This window comes from Pseudoalteromonas sp. T1lg23B (assembly GCF_002964665.1).
Classification (GTDB): domain Bacteria; phylum Pseudomonadota; class Gammaproteobacteria; order Enterobacterales; family Alteromonadaceae; genus Pseudoalteromonas.
Genome location: NZ_PQBZ01000034.1, coordinates 890,296 through 907,642, shown reverse-complemented (window position 1 = coordinate 907,642; position 17,347 = coordinate 890,296). Strand labels below are relative to the sequence as shown.

The window sequence follows — 17,347 nt, the reverse complement described above, 5'->3', positions numbered from 1 at the left end:
GCAGTAGAGGTATGCGGTGAGAATAAAAAGCAAAATTATATTAAACGTGGCAATTATTGTCGCGGCAGCGGTGATAGCGACAGCAGGCATTCTAACAGTGTTAGCAAAATCTAATGCTAATGAAGCTTTGCAGGAGCAGTTACAAAATCGTTTAGTGGGTGTCAGGGATGCAAAAAGAGAGCAACTAGAAAGCTACTTTGACATGATGCAGCAGCAAATCAAAACGCTGGCATCCTCGGCAATGACGGTCGATGCGACTATCGCATTTCGCTCTGGTTTTTCTCAGTATCAGCAGCAGATTTCGGGTACGAGTCAGGCTCAAATAGACACCTCTTTGCAACGTTTCTATCAACAGCAATTCGCTGCTAACTATCGAGAGCTAAATGATAATGCGGAAATAAATACGCAAAAGTTGTTGGCGGATCTCTCTAGCAATGCCAGAGCTATTCAATACACTTACATTTCTAACAATCGGCACCCGCTGGGCAGTAAAAGTGAGCTCTATGATGCCCAAGATGGCAGCGACTACGCACAAACCCATGTGAAATATCACGATTCTTACAAACAGCTATTAGAGTCATTTGGTTATTACGATATTTTTATCGTTGATGCGCAAACTGGCGATGTTGTTTACTCAGTGTTTAAAGAACTCGACTTTGCTACCTCGTTACGCTCTGGTCCATACAGCAACTCAGGCTTGGGAGATGCGTACCAAGCTGCAATGAAAACCCAGCAAGGAGAAGTCTCGCTCATAGATTTTAAACCTTACACACCTTCCTACGAGGCGCCAGCTGCATTTTTGTCAACGCCTATATTTAGTGACAATCAGCGTATAGGGGTGCTTATTTTTCAAGCGCCAGTAGACAACATTAACAACATCATGAACTACGGTCAGCAATGGCAGCAAAGAGGGCTTGGAGAAACTGGAGAGACCTACCTAGTGGGTGAAGATCATTTGATGCGTTCTCAAAGTCGTTTGTTTTTAGAAAATAAGGCTCAATATATAACGGGTCTTAAGCGCCTAGGCATTGCCAGTCATGTAATTAACCAAATTGATGCGAAAAACTCTACACTGGGCTTAGCGACGGTAAAAACACAGGCGGTTGAGCAAGCACTGCAAGGACAAAATGGTTTCTTACAAGGCAATAACTATTTTGACATTGAGGTGGTCTCTGCTTTTGCCCCATTAGATTTAATGGGGCTACGTTGGGCGATAGTCAGTGAGATCAGCACAGAGGAAGGCTTTGAGGCGAGCGAAAGCCTGTTGGAAACTATGTTGATTGCCGCTGTGATGCTCAGTGTTGTACTGATCTTAATGGGATTAGCAATAGCATGGTTCTTAGGCGGTTATTTATCTAAACCGGTACTGGCGATTAATGATTTTGTTGTCAAAGTAGCGACCTCGTTAGATTTGTCTTTAAGAGCAAACTTACGATTCAACAAGGCTGACAATGATGAAATAGGTCAGGTTGGTCGCTCACTCAACAAGATGATGCAAAGCATCAATGAAGCAATGTGTGAAGTTTCGGACTCATCTAAAAACTTGGACCGTTCAGTGACTTCGCTCAGAGAGAACTTTAACAAAGTGGCAACGCAGTCATCTGAGCAATCAAGCATGACCTTACAGCTATCGGCAGCGATAGAACAGATGGCACAGACCTCTGAATCACTGGCGCAATCAGCGGAAAGTTCTAACGAAGCAACCCATACAGCCGTTGAGCAAGTGGCGGGTGGTAAAGCCAATGTAGAGGCCAATGTCCGCAACAACAACGAGCTTAAAAGTATCATCACCGCGACATCGCATGAAGTGGACAAGGTGGCAAAAGATAGCGCAGATATCGGCTCTGTTTTAGAGGTGATAAAAGGGATAGCTGAACAAACCAACTTGTTGGCGTTAAATGCCGCGATAGAGGCTGCTCGTGCTGGAGAGCAAGGGCGCGGATTTGCGGTCGTGGCGGACGAAGTGCGTGCGCTGGCGCAAAAGACGCAGGACTCGACTAAGGAGATCCACACTATCATTGAAGCCTTACAAGGTGGCTCTAAACAAACTGTGGCTTCGATGCAAGGGGCTTTGGCGAGCGTTGAGCAAACCTTTGCTACAACTACCTATGTCACGACCTCATTTGAGCAAATTAACGAGCAAGTAATGGCGATTGAAAGCTACAACTCTCAGGTGGCAACAGCAACGTCACAGCAAAGTGCAGTGGCAAAAGATATGGCACATCAGGTATCAAGTATCAGTGATCTGGCCGAGAACAACAGCAATAATATTCAGATAGCATCTGGTTGTTGTGATGAAGTCGAATCGGAATATCACCGCCTGCAGGCTTTGGTAGGCCGCTTTAAACTCTAGTCAGCTAACAGCCTGACTAGAGTTTTATTGCTAGGTTAACCTAACATGTTGTACAGCAACGCAGAAACCGCAAGTAGGCCGACAGTGAGCACAAAGTAGGTGCCAATGTGAGTTCTGTATGACTGTAAGGCGGGTACTTTAAATACTGCGACCGTTGGCATAATAAACAAAATCATGGCAATGATAGGTCCGGAAATGGCTCCCATCATGTCTAAGATACTTGGATTTGCAACGGCGCACACCCAAATAGCAATAAACATAAATCCGATCCCCAGTTTGTCTGCCTGTGAAAAGGTCAATGAAAGTTGTTTAGTTATCAGCCCATTAAAGCTTTCGCGTGCTCCCATAAAATGGCCCAAAAATGACGATGTTATGGCCACAAAGGCGACGAGTGGCCCAAGCATCGCAATAAACGGGTTATCATATATATTGGCTAGATAGGAAAGTACAGATACATTTGCTTGCTTTGCGTTATCCATTTGCTCTGGTGTCAGAGACAATACACAGGAAATCACAAACAACAGTACAAATAAAATCAAGAACACCGACGTGTACTTTAGGATACGTTCAGCTTTACTGGTTGCTTGCTGTTTGTAGTGACGTTTTTGCACGTTAGCAAAGCTAGAAATGGCTGCAGCGTGACTAAATGAGAACACCACAATAGGCACCGATAACCATAAGGTAGAAGCCAGTTCACTTACCTCGGGAGTCTCAACAATAGGTAGTTGCCAGTGTGGAATTAAGTACAAAGACAGAAACAGGAGTATCGCGACTAATGGATAAACGAGTATCGCAAAAGCGCGCATAAGTAGCTTCTCGCCACCAAGCATAATACCAATCATACCTGCAACCAAAACCCCAGAGAGTGCAGCGCGCGGTAAGGACTCTAGCCCCAATTGATTAATCATAAAGCTATCAACTGTGTTAGTCAGGCCAACCCCGTAAATTAGTAGAATCGGAAATATTGAGAAGAAATACAGTAATGAAATGAGGCGGCCCGCCATCGCGCCAAAATGTTCTTCTACTACGTCGGTAAAATCTGCATTTTTTTGCTTAGAGGAGAGTACAAAACGGGCAAGTCCTCGGTGTGCCAAATAGGTCATTGGAAAAGCCAATAATGTCATTACCAGTAACGGCCAAAAACCACCAATGCCGATGTTAATTGGTAAGAACAAAATGCCCGCACCTACAGCAGTACCAAATAAACTAAGGAGCCAGTGGGTATCATGTTTGCTCCAATTACCCCAACTGACTGAAGATGTATCGGTAGCGATTACTTCTGGGGAATGACTCATAAAAATATATCCTGAGTTTTAAAAATTTCCCGCATCATAATAGAAGTTAAATAAAGATTCATGTGTAATTCAGCTCTTCGGATGAGTTGTGCTTAAAGAGTGTTCAAAGTGTTTAATTGTTGCGCTCAATGCTTTGGGGTATTTGTATTTAGGGTTATCTGAAAAATAGATATATGGACGCTCTTTAGTGAGGGTATCAAGGCAATAACAACTTTATATTCATTCAAGGAAGAAAAAATTTCACAAAAATAACCTATTAAATTCAGTTATATAGTAGAAATTAGTTTTAATTTGGTTAATAATCATTTCATTTTTTTCACATTTCCCTAATATAAATATGTTCGTGGCGTGTTTCCTAATATGAGCAAGTCCATGAATAGCGTATCGCTGTATAAAATGTTACATCTTTTGGACGTCTAGAATTGACGTAAGGTTATTATGTGTTTAACATTGGGGTAACATTTTGTGCGGCATTCATTATACAATTTATACCAAGAGGTAAATGAAATGTTGGCACTGAATAAAGTTATAGGGAATATTTTGAGGCTGGATACTTGCGATAGAGCATTGCCAAAGAATAAGAAGCTTGCTTCGAGCGAGAGACACAGCAGTCAATTGGAATTACATCAATGTCAATTGGTGTCAGGTGCAGGTTCATCAGGACACGGTCACCAGCCTCCAGAATAAGGCTCGCCGAGTATTTTAAAGGAAAAACATGAATGAACTTTACACATTAGTGGCTTGGGGATTACGAGCATTAGAATGTGCAGTTTTAATCTTGGTTGTTTTAAATCTTAAGTGGCGAAATATACCAGTATTTAGTGCTTATAGATTTAAATCTCCTGCTGATGAAGAGCTTTATTCATGTTTTTTAACTTGCCTATGCTTGTTTACTATAAATATACTCATTACCCACACCATACCTTATATTTTTTCACTCGATGTGGGTGTCTTTGAGCTGAGGCGTTTTTACTATTCATTTTTAGTGAGTATCTCAGCAACCTTTTGCCTGCTGATGTTTTTCTTTCATTCAATAAAAAACTGCCGCTTCTCGTTTGTAGCAAGGACTTGCTTATTTATGAGCTTTGTAGGGACATTGACAAATCTCTTACAACTCATATTGAGAGGGTATTTTGACGTTAATATCCTTTATAGCTTTTATGGCCCTTTCATCGCCTCTCAATCAATTATGGACATCGCCATCACCATGTTTTTTGTACTCAAATTTACGTCTCAAAGATATCGCGCGAGGGTGACAGCATGATGCTTATTCTGACGATGACCTGCCTCACATGCCTGATTTTTTTTTGTTTTGTTATGTCATTGGTCAAAGGCGTAAACTTATCTCCCAGTGAGCAGAAACTCAAAGCGTTTCTAGTTAGGTCAAAACCCATTCAGAATGATCCGGTTTCAAAACATGCCTATAACCAAGCTTACGATATCGTGATGGATTTAGGTGAAGTACTCGAAAGTGACAATGACTTTGTTAAATATGACGGTGTACGAGTGATGTTTAAGCGGATAAGTGAGTTTAGAGAATCCGAACAAATACAACATGCTGTGGTGATCAAGCCTGATGTTTCGGGCTGTGATAAAACGGTAACAACCCTCAAAGTGGTTAAGTGATCCAAAGTATCTTCTTAAACGAGTTTGGCTACATGTACGTGTTAATCCCAGCTTTGGGCGTTTCACATGAGGATATACTCATTACCTCGGTCTAGGGCTGTATAGAATCCTTTATACATTGATATTGCTAGGATTAAGCACTTTTATTCTTTCTAAATGATCCTACTAGAAGCGGTTTTAAGTCTCTGAGTAACAGTTGTCCGCATGTTTCGAAGTCAGCGGTCTTCGTTGACTTAAACCACCCAAGATGGCACATGAATAACAACGTTTCTTTCGCGGTTTTTACAAATTGCTGTTCAAACTCACCCTCAGACAAAGTAGGGGAATAATTCTGTGTACTAATGGGTTTATCAGTGGTCGCATTGGGGTAGTTTTCGCCAGTAATAAGCCACTGCGCGAATGCTTTAGTCGAAGGGTGTTCAAAAAACTTGGAAATAACCGAAAGGGTGGGTTCTCGCTCGCCTTTCTCATACTTTCGATATGATGGGACCGGGATCTCTAACATTTCAGCAAAATTTACCTGTGATTCATCCACCGAAATGCGTAATTGTTTTAATCTTGTTGCAAAAGTATTTGACATATAACCCAATCCGATCAATTATTTTACCAGTTGACCCAGATAGGCTACATGAAATAAATCATCTTGTCTATTTCGGTGTTTCAGGGGGCTGTGGATGTATTGTTGTGATATACATTCACTCAAATAGGACCATGTGGTGATTTACAACCAATTGTTGTGCGGTTGTAGAATACCGACTATTACCAAATATGGATATATGATGACAATAAGAAGAAACGAGCGCACACGTAAGGCGCATACACTGGCAGCAAAACAATATATTCCAGCGACTATTCGTAAGTTGCGACGTGAAATGAAATTGACTCAGGCACAGCTAGGTAAAAGCCTTGTCACTCCCGTTGATCAGGCTACGATCTCAAACTGGGAATCTGGTAAAACAGAACTTACCGCGTGCCAGTTGCTTGATATTATGATGCTGTTTGGTCAACCCAATTTTCTATCGTTTATCGAACAATATAGCCCTGTTGAGGAAAGACGGTCCGCCTGATCTGAATTCTAATTTTGTGCTCTGCACCTTAGCAGAGCATAACTCGAAGTTCTCGTACCTGTAGCAGTTTCATAACTGCGTTCTGCTGGTGGAATAAACACTATTTAGTCGTTGGCTGTTTATTTCACCTTTTTGTATGTTACTTGGCTCTTTGTGCTTTCTCTTTTCTACACCTTCCAAGTCAATACCCACACTTTCAACGTTTTGCTCTGTAATCGGTATGTTTTTTGCGCATTTTGACTTAGAGCTGAGCGGATTTTAGTTTATATTAGAGTGACTAAAAGCAATAACAAGAAGGTGGTCTGTGACTGATGAAATAAAGAAAATCGTCATTGTCGGCGGTGGCACAACAGGCTGGATGGCAGCCGCGAGTTTATCCAGATATGCCCAAGGGAAAGATCTTACTATCACACTTATCGAATCTCCAGACATTAATACCGTCGGAGTAGGCGAAGCGACCATTCCAAACTTCGTAGATTTTAATCGCCAGCTGGGTATTGCGGATGCCGACCTGATCAAAGCCACGCAAGCTACTTTTAAGTTGGGGATTGAGTTTGAAGATTGGTACCAAAAAGGTTCGCGGTTTTTCCATCCCTTCGCGGCCTATGGTGCACCACTGGAGAACGTTGAGTTTCATCAATATATCAATAAGCTCAAGACTCAGGGAGTAACACAGGATATAGAAGATTACTGTTTTGCCTGTGTACTGGCCAAAAAGGGGGCCTTTGCCGCGCCAAATGAGCAAAGCAGGAATTCAATCAATCATTACGCCTATGCTTATCATATTGATGCGGTGTTATACGCTCGGTTTTTGACACAATTTTGCAAGGAGCGGGGAGTTTGCCACATTTTGTCAACGGTATCTCAAGTAACGCTAAATGCACAGTCGGGTATGATTGAATCGTTAAAACTCAACGATGGGCAGATCATCGATGGCGATTTATTTATTGATTGTTCAGGTTTTAAAGGCGTATTAATTGAAGGAGCAATGGGGGTTGGCCTTGAGGAAGATACTCATTGGCTTCCTTGTGACAGCGCTGTCGCTGTGCAAACTGAATTGCAAGATACGCCGACACCCTATACCCGAGCCATAGCCAAAGAAGCTGGTTGGCAATGGTGTATTCCACTGCAACATCGCATGGGCAATGGTTATATCTACTCCAGTAAATTTATCAGTGATGAACAAGCCAAAGAGAGCCTGTTAAATAGTGTCAAAGGGCGAACCATTACAGAGGTAAAACACTTTAAGTTTCCAAAAGGACGCAGAAAAGTGATCTGGCACAAAAACTGTTTTGCGCTTGGGCTCGCGGCGGGATTTTTGGAGCCGCTGGAGTCTTTGGGCATTTCTCTTATTCAAACCGCGCTGGCGAAACTGCTGACTTTCTTCCCTGACAAATCATTTAATCAAGCAGACATCAATGAAGTAAATCGACTTCACAATAGCGAGCTTGACTGCATCATTGACTTCTTACTCGTGCACTACAAGCTAACGCAACGTGATGACACGGCATTTTGGCGACATTGCCAGCAACTGCCGATACCGCAGAGTCTTGCACACAAACTCGCCGTATACCAAAGTCAGGGGCATGTGGTGCAATATGCTAATGAGTCTTTTCAACAGGCAAGTTGGCTGGCAATGTTCTACGGGTTTAACTTACAACCAGAGCGTTTTGATGCGCGCATTAAGGGCTTAGATAACCATTTAATTGAGAAGAATTTGGTGCAGTTAAAAGCTAAACTAGCAACGGCTGCATCACAATGTTTATCACACCAAGCTTTTATTAATCAGCACTGTAAAGCGCTAAGCGATGTATAACTGATAAGATCAGAATAGGGTATTATCGGTATTCTGATCTCAAGGGTCATAGTCAGCATCAGGGATGTTGCGCTGGACAATACTCACGTAAGAACTGGGCATGTGAGGGCTGTTTAAGTACGCAGTGTTCAAGCGCTGAGCGGCCCTTTGTTAAACTTTTGCGCAGTGTATCTAAATTTAAAGCATCTAACGTTGGATTATACGCCATTGGCGTGACTCTCATGCCATTTAATACAGCATACCAACTGGTTGCTTGAAACAGCGCTTCTGTTTCGTTGAGCAAACCGCCATGTTGTGCGAAAAAGTTCAAACGTTGTTGCAAAGTTTGTGGAATGGACCGTTGCTGCCAGTCTTGCCAAAAAGGGCTGTCGTCGCGTTTAGTGGTGCAATAATGTAATACCAAAAAGTCACGGATCTCTGCGTAATCTTGATGTATACGACGGTTAAACTCAGCTTGCAATATGGTGTTTTGCTGCTTGGTTGGAAACATTCGAACAAACAGAGCCAATGATTTCGATACCAAATGGATAGCGGTTGACTCAAGTGGCTCCAAAAAGCCTTGCGCCAATCCAAGGGCGAGACAGTTTTTATGCCAAACCTGTTCCCTCAAGCCTGTTTTAAAAGGTATAACACGAGGGGGAGTTAGCGGCTCCCCTGAAATGTTGTCCATCAAAGTTGTAATGGCTTGTTCGTCGCTGATGTATTTATCACAGTAAACATAACCATTACCCATGCGATGTTGCAGCGGAATGTGCCAGCTCCAGCCAGCTTCTTGTGCTCGGGAAATGGTGTAAGGTGCAATATCGTCAGATAAAGTCGTTTGTATCGCAACGGCGCGATTGCAGGGTAAATATTCAGACCAATCAAGATATTTTGTGTTTAGTGCGTTACCAATTAGCAAGCTATTAAAGCCGCTACAGTCGATAAAAAAGTCGCCAGTGATTGTTTGACCGGACGTTAAGGTGACAGATGCAATCTGTCCATCTAAGGTTTTATCCACCAGTTCAACATGGCCAAGGGTGCGTTTGACGCCAATACTCTGTGCAAAATCTCGCAGATATTTTCCGGCTAAAACCGCATCAAGATGGAGTGCAAAACGAGCGCCTGCAAGTGGGGTATTCATCGCCTGATGTGGCACAAAAAAGCGCTTATACTCAGCGAGCATGGCTTCTGGTGAATAAGCCATCAGTGGTGTGTTATCCCCATGGGCTTTGAGTTTTAACCAGCATTGATAAAATTCATGGCCATCAATACGCTGGCCAAGCTCCCCAAAAGGGTGAAAGTAGCTATGCGCCTTTTGATACCAATTCTCGAATTTAATACCCCACTTAAAGCTCGCTTGAGTTGCGCTTATAAATTCAGATAAATCAATGCCTAAGCTCTCTAAGATGTCGATAAGTGGTGGAATGGTTGCTTCACCTACACCAATAATATTAACGTCTTCGGATTCGATTAATTCAACTTCAACATCGGAATGTTTGAAGATGTTGCCAAGTGTTGCGCCCGCTAGCCAGCCTGCGGTACCACCGCCGACGATGACAAACTTTTTAATCGGGTCTTGGGTTATTTGCATATTACATCCTCAAGGTAGTGGGTCGCTGCACATCAAAGCAGTGCTTGTATTCAGTGGTAATTTACATAAATAAGACTACCGCCGCGAAGCGGTAGTCTTGGGCAGAAGTGTTATGTCAACTAAAATGTTGCCCTAACACCAAGGGTCCAACGAGATTCATATTCATTACGGAATGCTTTTTGTGCAGCAAACTGTAAATACGTTTGTTGTACTTCTTCGGTAATGTTTGAACCATGCAAGAAGATATCTAGGTAGTCAGTGGCATGATAGGTCGCGCTGAAATCAAGCTGTGAATAATCATCTTGATAAAGAGATTGTCCACCCACAGCGCTTGAGCCCGTTGTCACTAACCGTGGGCTGCGAGAATTCCAAGCTAGACGTGTAGAAAACTCATCTTGCTCATACCACAGTACAAAGTTGTAAGTGTCTTTTGAGTTGCCCGGAAATGGCAGCTCGCCAAACACGCTTTCATTGGTATCATACCCGCTGTCACTGTAGGTATAGTTCACATCAACACCAAAGTTTTGCAAGATGCTGATGTCGGTATAGTCACCAAATGCGGCTTTCATACCGACTTCAATCCCTTTTACGTAGCCACCTTCACCCTGCACTTGGGTGGTGAAAGGCCATGGACCACGACGGATACCGTCATCATCGGGCTCATCAATCATCACTGTTCCATCTGTTGTGAAGCTCTCAATATCAATTTTGTAAAGTGCTAAAAATGCCATGGATGCCTCACCGGAATACCACTCAGCAGAAAGAGAGAAGTTCTTCGAGCGCCATGGATTTAGTTCAGGGTTACCCGATAGCGTGCCATTAACAACGCGCAAGCAGTCACACTCGCCGTTGATAGCTTTGCCCACGGTTTTACCACCGCCCCAATTGCTCAGTGTCAGCGCTTGCATATTTTTTGAATAGGCAGCACGTACGATCACATCCTCAGTGACATCAGCGGTAATATTGACCGATGGCAAGTAATCCGTATAACTGCGCTCAGTAACAACATCACCAATATCAGGGCCCAAGCCACTGTGAGGTAGGTTAGACCCTGCCAAATTTTGTTTTACATACAAGTCGGTTTCGATAACCTTCATACCGAAGTTGCCTTTGAACATGTTGTATTCGAAGTTTGCTTGCAGAAAGTAACTAAATTCATTCAACTCCACATCGTAAGATGCACCCGCATTTTCGATACGTTGCACGTTGCCAAAAGTATCGAGGTGGAACTGGCGGGGGTCGCGAAAGTTACTCGGGTCAATTGACCACATGCTCGGGATACCTTGCACGCTGCCATAATTAGAAATCTGACTAACGGTGGTGTACTTATCTAACCTAGCGGGGTTTAACAGCGTATAGGGCACCCAAGTACCAGCAGTGAGATCACCTACATCTTGTGTTAGGTACTCACCCGCAGCAGGGTTACCCTCACACGTTGCAGTGGTGTGGTATTGGTCAACGGCTTTCCACTGGGCAACATCACAGCCATCACCAAATTCAGAGGTGTAGGTAAATTGATCGTGATCGACCTCACGCTCCATAACGCGAATACCAAAGTCTACGCTGGTAATAAAGGTCACGTCATCAAATTGGTAGTTCCATTTGGTACTGAAGGTATTGATTTCACCTTCATCGTCGGTATTACCTTCCGAAGAAAATGCACCGATATGGTATGAATCAATGCTGCCCATGTAATCGGCCACACTCATCCTACCTTGTCCACCATTGACCATTTGCTCAAAGCCGCTAAACACGGGGGACTCGCCACTGGCATTGTAGCGAAGTAAAAAGCTGTCATCTTCAATACCGCCGGGTGAGAATGCCGCGTAACAGCCACCTTGATCACCCACAATGGCGTCATCGCTACCACAAAATTCGGCGGGGGTTAATTGCCCTGGACCCGTCACCAAAGTACCCCGGTCGATGCTCAGCATGTCACCTTCACCATAACCATGGCGCATTCTAGCCGATGCGTGAGCACGCGTGGCGCGTACTTGACCGGTAAGCGCTCCACCGTTGTTGAAATTCAGTTCCAGATTTAGGTTGGTTGATTTTTCAAAGTTGTTATTTACCTGTGTGAAGGTTTGTAGACGCCATGGCTTCAAGTAGAAGTCGTTGACGGCACCCCAAGGGTTGCCATCGGCATCGGTAAAGGTATCGCCAGTCCAACCAGACTCGGTCGGGTAGGCATAGTCATTGAAGCTGTACCAGCGGTTATTTTGTGACAGACCTCGGCGGTCATTAAAGCGTGATTGATCTGTATAAAAAGCTTCGAATACTAGTTCAAACCCTTCACTTAAATCGGCTTGAAATGCAAATTGATAGCCTTCACGTTCTCGCTTTTCCTGTTTATTGAAGGCTGCAAAACCCTGTGGTACAACGTGGCGAACTTCTTCACCGCGCGGGTTTTGACCCCAAGTAAAGTTGTTGTTGGCGGCGCCAATACCACCGTTTTCAGACGTATCGAAATAGCCGTTGTAGTCAGTCGCTAACGTTGCCTCTTGAGTCGCCGCTGAAAATAACACGCCCCATTTGTCAGCGTTATAACTGACTAAACCAGTAAGCGTCGGGTCGCTTTCTTCGCTGATTGAGCCTTGTGTTACGTCAGCAGAAACATTATATACCCAGCCTTCATTCATATTGAAAGGACGGCGGGTTTTTAAATCTACCGAGCCAGTAATACCCGATGCGGTACGTTTTGTTTGGCTAGTTTTGTACACATCAACACCAGCAAACAGTTGAGCAGGCAGATCACCAAAATTTGCACCTGAGGAGTCGATGGTGGTGGCACTTAAAAATACTTCGCCGTTGAGTGTGGTATCAACTTGACCCATACCACGAATTTGTACCGGTCCGCTTTCTCCAGCGGTTCTTTCAACTTGTACACCAGTGATCCGCTGTAGAGAGTCGGAGATTGTGACATCAGGTAGCTTACCGATATCTTCAGAGGCAATACCATCAACTTGCGACGCAGCAAAACGCTTAACGTTAATTGATTTGACTGTACTGGCACGGATCCCTTTGACTTGAATAATTTCAATATCATCTTGAACAGTTGGACTGTCTTGCGCGCTTGCATTGTGTGCAATGCCCGCAGAGAGCGCGACCGCAATGGTAGACGATAGTATGCTGCGTTTAAATGTTTTGTTAGACACCTTCTTCCCCTTGTATCGTTGAGCAAATCAAGTTGACTGGGCTTGATATGCCTTGTTGTTGTGATGATTCATTTCTTTTCAAAAAGTAAATTTGACATCGCTGTCATTCAGTTTTAAAAAAATATTGATGGCCTGTATATTTGAGTAACATGACGTTTAACTACTCATACAAACGTTGCGTCATCACGACAAAGTAACAATGGCGCAAAACGTACTCATAATTTACCTGCTCAGCTCAAAATTAATGTTTGCTACCAAACAGTAATGTTAAAAAGTAACATAAAAATACTATTGAACTTGTTACTTTTTAACATTACCATAGGCGATAAAGCAAGCAGTTTGGTTAATATTTGTGTTGTTTTTGATTGTAAATTAGTCGTATGTGGTTAGCGTCACATCACTATGTCAAATAATTGTGACGGATTAATAAAGGGTACTATGTCTGAATTTCTAAAAGGCTCTGGTAAGCCTGAATTACTTGTGACTCAAGGCTGGAGTATTTTAGCTGAGGAGGTCAGCTTACCCGTTGCCGTTGTTAAGCAAAGCGCCATCACCAATAACGCACAATGGATGGCGCAATATGCGATGCGAGCAGGTGTAAAGCTTGCACCTCATGGTAAAACAACCATGTCGCCTGACTTGTTTCACCAACAAATTGAACAGGGAGCTTGGGCTATTAGTTTAGCAACGGTGCCGCAGGTGTTAAATGCAGTAGAACATGGCGTAGAAAGGATCATTCTAGCCAATCAACTGGTGGGAAAATATCATTTTGAATTGATAGCGCAGTTGCTGGCACAGACAGATACCGAGTTTTACTGTTTTGTAGACTCTCCAGATAATGCTCGCCAGTTGGGGGAGTTTTTTGCGACTAAAAGTGTAGCACTAAACATTCTCCTAGAGGTAGGTATTGAGAATGGTCGTTGTGGTGTGCGTTCACAGGCGCAGACACTCGAACTGTTGGATGTATGTCAGCAGTTTAAAGCACTGAATGTTTGCGGTTTGAGCTTTTACGAGGGGGTGGTAGCTGCGGAGCAAGCCGTAGAACATATTAATACGCTTGTGGAAAAGATTATTGCAATAGCGGTGCAAATTCAACAACGTCAGGGCTTTGCCTTAGCCAACCCCATTATTACCGGCGCGGGCTCTGCTTGGTACGATGTTGTTGCAAAGGCCCTAAATGCCAGTAAAAGTCGTGAACAGTTTACCTATGTACTGCGCCCTGGTTGCTACCTTATTCATGACACTGGAATTTATCAATCTGCTCAGCAACAAGTGGTACAACGTTGCCAGTTAGCATGCGACATCAATGGCGCTTTAATATCAGGCTTGTACATTTGGGCCTATGTGGTTTCGCGTACCCAGTCTGATCAAGTAATCATTGGTTTGGGCAAGCGTGATGCAGCTTTTGACGCCGGACTACCAACGGCGGAGTTGGTTTTTACACCTGCTACTCAAAAACTTGAGAATGCGCCGTCAGCGTGGCGAGTGACGCATATTATGGACCAACACTGCATGATGAACGTTGCACCAGATTGCACGCTCAAAGTGGGCGATTTAGTTTGTTTCTCTACTTCACACCCGTGCTTAACCTTTGATAAATGGAGACAAATTGGTGTGGTTGAAGATGATTGGGTGATCACTAAAACCTTAACCACATACTTTTAAAAGGCTTAGCTATGGACATAATTGACAAAATATCACAAGGCATGGGCCACTTTAGTCGAGCAGAGCAAAAAGTTGCCAAGCTTATCCTGTCAGACCTCCATTTTGCAGCCAGCGCTTCAATTAATGAATTAGCACAAAGAGCGCAGGTCAGCCACGCCAGCATAACGCGTTTAGCAAAAAGTCTACAGTGCGAAAACGTACGCGATCTGAAACTGCAATTGGCCAAGTCAACCGCTGTTGGAGAGCGGTTTTTAGGCACATCTTTGGTTGAGCGGGAGAATATTTCTCACGTCTATTCTTCGATTCAGGAGATTTTGAACCTTAATGCAGGACTTATTGAAGAGCATGTGGTGCAACAAGCGAGTGACGCTATTTGCAGTGCTCGGCATTGTTTAATTTACGGAGTTGGTGGGGGCAGCAGTATGTTGGCCACAGAGTGTCAAAACCGTCTATTTCGCTTAGATATACTCAGTAACGCCCATAGCGACCCCATGTTGATGCGCATGACTGCATCAACCATCAATAAAAATGATGTCGTCATTAGCTTGTCTATCAGCGGTGTTAGCCCGGATGTCACGGATGCAACTCGCATAGCAAAAGAATATGGCGCAGTGGTGATAGCCATCTGTCCTGAAGGGGAGTTGTCAGCGCTGGCCGACTTTCATTTGCCAATTAAAACACAAGAGAGTGATTATATTTTTAAACCCAGTGCGGCACGTTATGCCATGATGGCGGCAGTGGATATATTGTCCAGTGAAGTGGCGATGAAAAACCAACGCCGTTCAAAAGAAAAGCTGCGGCGCTTGAAGGTGCAGCTGGATAAGCACCGTAATGAAGCCAGTGGGGCTTACCCCATGGACAAACGTTTTCCATTGGGAGATTGAGCGATGATAAGTACTGAGCTTGTGGATACAGTTATTCATAACGTGATGATTTACAATGGTGAATATTGTGACCCCAAACTTGGTGGCGTTGCCATTATGGGCGAACGCATAGTGACAATTGGCAACGTGTCACACTGTCGTGCAAAACACTATGTTGATGGACAAGGCTGTGCACTGGCACCGGGGTTTATAGATGTACATACCCATGACGATTTAGAGGTGCTGCGTAATCCACATATGCTCAATAAGCTGAGTCAGGGGGTGACAACGGTCATCACAGGCAACTGTGGGATCAGTGCTGTGCCATTTCGAGGCGCTGAAAAGTTGGTTGACCCGATTAACTTACTCGGTGATGAAGTTGAGTTTAGGTTTGCCACACTGGCAGAGTATCAAAGCCAGTATGCCAAGGTTAGACCAAGCGTAAATACAGCGATGTTGATAGGTCATACTTCACTGAGAGCGCAAGTGATGCCAGCGCTTGGGCGAACTGCAACGAGTGACGAAATTGCGCAAATGCAAGCGCTGCTAACAGAGGCCCTAGCCGATGGGGCGCTAGGCTTTAGTACAGGGCTCGCCTATGCCAATGCGAATGCGGCAAGTTTCGCAGAAGTATGCGACCTGATCCAGTGTTTAGTCCCCTACAACGGCATATATACAACACATTTGCGCACTGAATTTGACGCTATTTTGGATGCAATGGATGAAGCATTCGCTAGCGCTAAAAGTGCGCAAGTTCCCTTGGTTATTTCTCATTTGAAGTGTGCAGGAAAAAACAATTGGGGTAGGGCGAAACAAGTATTAGCACATCTACAAAAACAACGTCAGCATCAGGCTGTTTGCTGTGATTGTTACCCTTATGCAGCCAGTTCGAGCACCTTGGATCTAAAGCAGGTAACGGATGAAAGTGAAATTTTTATCACTTGGTCTGAACCTCATCCAGATATGGCACAGCGCACCCTCAAAGATATAGCCTCTATGTGGCAGGTTTCATTACTAGAGGCCGCACAAAGGCTGAGCCCAGCTGGTGCTGTATATCATTGTATGGATGAGCAGGATGTGCAGGATATTGTTTGTCATGAACACAGCATGATAGGTTCTGATGGACTACCGTGTGATCCTCATCCGCACCCTAGACTATGGGGGACGTTTCCACGAGTTTTAGGTCAATATGCTCGCCAGTTACATGCTTTAGATTTGTCTTTAGCTATCCATAAAATGACAGCGTTATCATCTCGAACCTTTGGACTTAAAAATCGTGGTGAGATCAAAGAGGGTTATTTTGCTGATTTAGTGTTGTTTGATGCCAAGACGATTTCGGATCAGGCGACGTATAGCCAACCTCACAAACAAGCACGAGGGATAAAACAGGTGTGGGTGAATGGTCGTACTAGCTTCAAAGAAGGGGACGACCAATTCAGCATTCAACAAAGACACAGGGCTGGGCAGTTTTTAGTTCGTTCACAAGATAAGGAATAACGATGACAATCAGACGAATTGGTGCCGAAGGAGGCACGGGTACAGGCGGGCAGCATTTGCCCTTTGCCAGAGCGGTTGAAGCGGGCGGTTGGCTGCGAGTGTCTGGGCAAACGCCGATGCGTGATGGGGAAGTAGTTGAGGGGGGGATCATTGAACAAAGCAAAGTCGCCCTTGATAACTGTGTTGCGATTATGGAAGAAGCGGGTTATGCACTTGAACATGTTACCCATGTGTCGGTGATTTTAACCGATGCACGGTACTTTCAGTCCTTTAATAAGGTATTTGCGCAGTATTTTGGCGCTCACCCGCCAGCGCGTATTTGCATGGTTGCGGATTTGGTTGTGGATTGCAAAGTGGAAGTGGATGTCACCTGTTACAAGGGCAATTAACAGGCTGAGAATAGACACAATTGCGGCGTCTAGCACAAGTCGCAAAGA

At 44.1% G+C, this 17,347-nt stretch carries 14 protein-coding genes; 10 read left to right on the top strand and 4 right to left on the bottom strand.

What is annotated here, in order from left to right; translation table 11 throughout:
• Positions 1-16 precede the first annotated feature (16 nt).
• Positions 17-2,353 (top strand): methyl-accepting chemotaxis protein, encoded by a 2,337-nt coding sequence (locus tag C2M32_RS12505; RefSeq protein WP_105168709.1) that lies wholly within the window; start codon positions 17-19, stop codon positions 2,351-2,353.
• A 35-nt stretch (positions 2,354-2,388) separates the two neighbouring features.
• Here C2M32_RS12505 and C2M32_RS12500 read toward each other — a convergent pair whose 3' ends face one another.
• Complete coding sequence (locus C2M32_RS12500; protein ID WP_105168708.1) at positions 2,389-3,648, bottom strand: aromatic amino acid transport family protein; 1,260 nt, start codon at positions 3,646-3,648, stop codon at positions 2,389-2,391.
• 507 nt (positions 3,649-4,155) lie between these two features.
• Here C2M32_RS12500 and C2M32_RS20540 point away from each other — a divergent pair.
• From C2M32_RS20540 to C2M32_RS12490, 3 genes are read left to right on the top strand one after another with little or no spacing between them, the layout of a single operon-like run.
• Positions 4,156-4,335 carry a hypothetical protein gene (locus C2M32_RS20540; RefSeq protein WP_158678218.1) on the top strand — a complete coding sequence of 60 codons (180 nt, stop codon included), beginning with the start codon at positions 4,156-4,158 and terminating at the stop codon, positions 4,333-4,335.
• Between the two features lie 28 nt (positions 4,336-4,363).
• Positions 4,364-4,912 (top strand): hypothetical protein, encoded by a 549-nt coding sequence (locus C2M32_RS12495; RefSeq protein WP_105168707.1) that lies wholly within the window; start codon positions 4,364-4,366, stop codon positions 4,910-4,912.
• Between the two features lie 53 nt (positions 4,913-4,965).
• Positions 4,966-5,274 carry a hypothetical protein gene (locus C2M32_RS12490; protein WP_158678217.1) on the top strand — a complete coding sequence of 103 codons (309 nt, stop codon included), beginning with the start codon at positions 4,966-4,968 and terminating at the stop codon, positions 5,272-5,274.
• Positions 5,275-5,407: 133 nt separating this feature from the next.
• On the opposite strand, the gene C2M32_RS12485 is transcribed toward C2M32_RS12490, so the two are convergent.
• Positions 5,408-5,854, bottom strand: a complete 447-nt coding sequence (locus C2M32_RS12485; protein ID WP_105168705.1) for a helix-turn-helix transcriptional regulator — start codon at positions 5,852-5,854, stop codon at positions 5,408-5,410.
• A gap of 199 nt (positions 5,855-6,053) precedes the next feature.
• Here C2M32_RS12485 and C2M32_RS12480 point away from each other — a divergent pair, with 199 nt between their 5' ends.
• Both C2M32_RS12480 and C2M32_RS12475 read left to right on the top strand, forming a co-directional pair.
• Entirely contained in the window at positions 6,054-6,341 is a 288-nt protein-coding gene (locus C2M32_RS12480) for a helix-turn-helix transcriptional regulator (RefSeq protein ID WP_158678216.1), read from the top strand.
• A gap of 304 nt (positions 6,342-6,645) precedes the next feature.
• The gene (locus tag C2M32_RS12475; RefSeq protein ID WP_105168703.1) at positions 6,646-8,157 is read left to right on the top strand and encodes a tryptophan halogenase family protein; all 1,512 of its coding nucleotides are present in this window, start codon (positions 6,646-6,648) and stop codon (positions 8,155-8,157) included.
• A 58-nt stretch (positions 8,158-8,215) separates the two neighbouring features.
• On the opposite strand, the gene C2M32_RS12470 is transcribed toward C2M32_RS12475, so the two are convergent.
• Both C2M32_RS12470 and C2M32_RS12465 read right to left on the bottom strand, forming a co-directional pair.
• Positions 8,216-9,730 (bottom strand): tryptophan halogenase family protein, encoded by a 1,515-nt coding sequence (locus C2M32_RS12470; RefSeq protein WP_105168702.1) that lies wholly within the window; start codon positions 9,728-9,730, stop codon positions 8,216-8,218.
• A 119-nt stretch (positions 9,731-9,849) separates the two neighbouring features.
• Positions 9,850-12,885 (bottom strand): TonB-dependent receptor, encoded by a 3,036-nt coding sequence (locus C2M32_RS12465; protein ID WP_105168701.1) that lies wholly within the window; start codon positions 12,883-12,885, stop codon positions 9,850-9,852.
• Positions 12,886-13,323: 438 nt separating this feature from the next.
• Between C2M32_RS12465 and C2M32_RS12460 the strand changes: the two genes are divergently transcribed.
• From C2M32_RS12460 to C2M32_RS12445, 4 genes are read left to right on the top strand one after another with little or no spacing between them, the layout of a single operon-like run.
• The gene (locus C2M32_RS12460) at positions 13,324-14,550 is read left to right on the top strand and encodes an amino acid deaminase (protein WP_105168700.1); all 1,227 of its coding nucleotides are present in this window, start codon (positions 13,324-13,326) and stop codon (positions 14,548-14,550) included.
• An 11-nt stretch (positions 14,551-14,561) separates the two neighbouring features.
• A complete protein-coding gene (locus tag C2M32_RS12455) occupies positions 14,562-15,434 on the top strand; it encodes a MurR/RpiR family transcriptional regulator (protein WP_105168699.1) in 873 nt (290 codons plus the stop codon).
• 3 nt (positions 15,435-15,437) lie between these two features.
• The gene (locus C2M32_RS12450) at positions 15,438-16,910 is read left to right on the top strand and encodes an N-acyl-D-amino-acid deacylase family protein (protein ID WP_105168698.1); all 1,473 of its coding nucleotides are present in this window, start codon (positions 15,438-15,440) and stop codon (positions 16,908-16,910) included.
• A 2-nt stretch (positions 16,911-16,912) separates the two neighbouring features.
• Positions 16,913-17,299, top strand: coding sequence for a RidA family protein (locus C2M32_RS12445; protein ID WP_105168697.1), 387 nt, complete (start codon positions 16,913-16,915; stop codon positions 17,297-17,299).
• The last annotated feature ends 48 nt before the right edge of the window (positions 17,300-17,347 follow it).

Bases quoted from the DNA above. Each gene is read 5' to 3' on its own strand.
- C2M32_RS12470 (WP_105168702.1), bottom strand. From the start codon at position 9,730: ATGCAAATAACCCAAGACCCGATTAAAAAGTTTGTCATCGTCGGCGGT.
- C2M32_RS12495 (WP_105168707.1), top strand. From the start codon at position 4,364: ATGAATGAACTTTACACATTAGTGGCTTGGGGATTACGAGCATTAGAA.
- C2M32_RS12455 (WP_105168699.1), top strand. From the start codon at position 14,562: ATGGACATAATTGACAAAATATCACAAGGCATGGGCCACTTTAGTCGA.
- C2M32_RS12450 (WP_105168698.1), top strand. From the start codon at position 15,438: ATGATAAGTACTGAGCTTGTGGATACAGTTATTCATAACGTGATGATT.
- C2M32_RS12500 (WP_105168708.1), bottom strand. From the start codon at position 3,648: ATGAGTCATTCCCCAGAAGTAATCGCTACCGATACATCTTCAGTCAGT.
- C2M32_RS12445 (WP_105168697.1), top strand. From the start codon at position 16,913: ATGACAATCAGACGAATTGGTGCCGAAGGAGGCACGGGTACAGGCGGG.
- C2M32_RS12460 (WP_105168700.1), top strand. From the start codon at position 13,324: ATGTCTGAATTTCTAAAAGGCTCTGGTAAGCCTGAATTACTTGTGACT.
- C2M32_RS20540 (WP_158678218.1), top strand. From the start codon at position 4,156: ATGTTGGCACTGAATAAAGTTATAGGGAATATTTTGAGGCTGGATACT.
- C2M32_RS12480 (WP_158678216.1), top strand. From the start codon at position 6,054: ATGACAATAAGAAGAAACGAGCGCACACGTAAGGCGCATACACTGGCA.
- C2M32_RS12490 (WP_158678217.1), top strand. From the start codon at position 4,966: ATGTCATTGGTCAAAGGCGTAAACTTATCTCCCAGTGAGCAGAAACTC.
- C2M32_RS12485 (WP_105168705.1), bottom strand. From the start codon at position 5,854: ATGTCAAATACTTTTGCAACAAGATTAAAACAATTACGCATTTCGGTG.